Origin of the sequence: Photorhabdus sp. RM323S, from assembly GCF_042879375.1 — a bacterium.
In the GTDB taxonomy this organism is placed as follows: Bacteria; Pseudomonadota; Gammaproteobacteria; order Enterobacterales; family Enterobacteriaceae; genus Photorhabdus; species Photorhabdus tasmaniensis.
The window spans coordinates 1-915 of the sequence record NZ_JBHFKZ010000165.1; the positions used below are offsets into that span (position 1 = coordinate 1).

Sequence of the window (915 nt, forward strand, 5' to 3'; positions counted from 1 at the left end):
ATAATATCCGGAGCCTCAAAGGAAGCTTTGGAAAATGAGGTACTGCCTGTTGTCAGAGCATTCCTGAAGGATCGTGGTTTAACCCTTTCTGAGGAAAAAACCCGCATTACCTATATTGATCAGGGTTTTGATTTTCTTGGGCAGAACGTTCGAAGGTATGGTGGGAAGATCCTTATCAAGCCATCGAGGAAAAGTGTCCAATCTTTGTTGAAAAAAGTGGGCTCCATTATTCGTCGCAACTTAGCAGCGGATCAGCGATTGCTGATTGGTCTACTGAACCCGGTGATAAAAGGATGGGTCAACTACCATCAACATGTTGTGTCCTCGAAAATCTTCTCCCGTATTGATCACGAGATTTGGTGCAAATTGTGGCGATGGTGTTGCAGACGTCATCCTGAAAAAGGGCAAAAATGGATTAAAAACCGATATTTTCGGCGGCTACGAGGTAAAAACTGGGTATTTGCAACTCCAGATGAGAAGCCAAATAGGTCAGATAAGCCACAACAGGCGATTCTGCGAAGTGCGGCAGAAACGTCAATCCGCAGACACACGAAAATAAAATCGGCGGCGAATCCATTCGATCCCGACTGGGAAAGTTATTTCCAACAAAGGGCAGGCAATAAGATGCTAAATACGCTGTCTGGCCGTAAAAAATTGCAGAACATCTGGCGCAGCCAACAAGGTTTGTGTCCTGTATGTCAGCAATTAATCACGCAAGAATCACGATGGCATCTCCATCATCTTGTTGATTTAACTAAAGGTGGAAGTAATACGCTCGACAACCTGGTGATGTTGCATACCCATTGTCATGAAAACGCCTGTTCGGACCGATTGAAAGTTGTGAAGCCGGCTCCCTCCAGGGGGCTTTGAAAAGCCTGAGCGCAGTGCGGTGAAAGTCGCACGCTGCGTTCTTTG

General features: G+C 46.0%; 1 protein-coding gene. It reads left to right on the forward strand.

From position 1 onward, the window contains the following. On the forward strand, positions 1-870 hold an 870-nt coding region (locus tag ACGF7G_RS22465; RefSeq protein ID WP_387468500.1), incomplete at its 5' end, for a group II intron reverse transcriptase. Positions 871-915 lie beyond the last annotated feature (45 nt).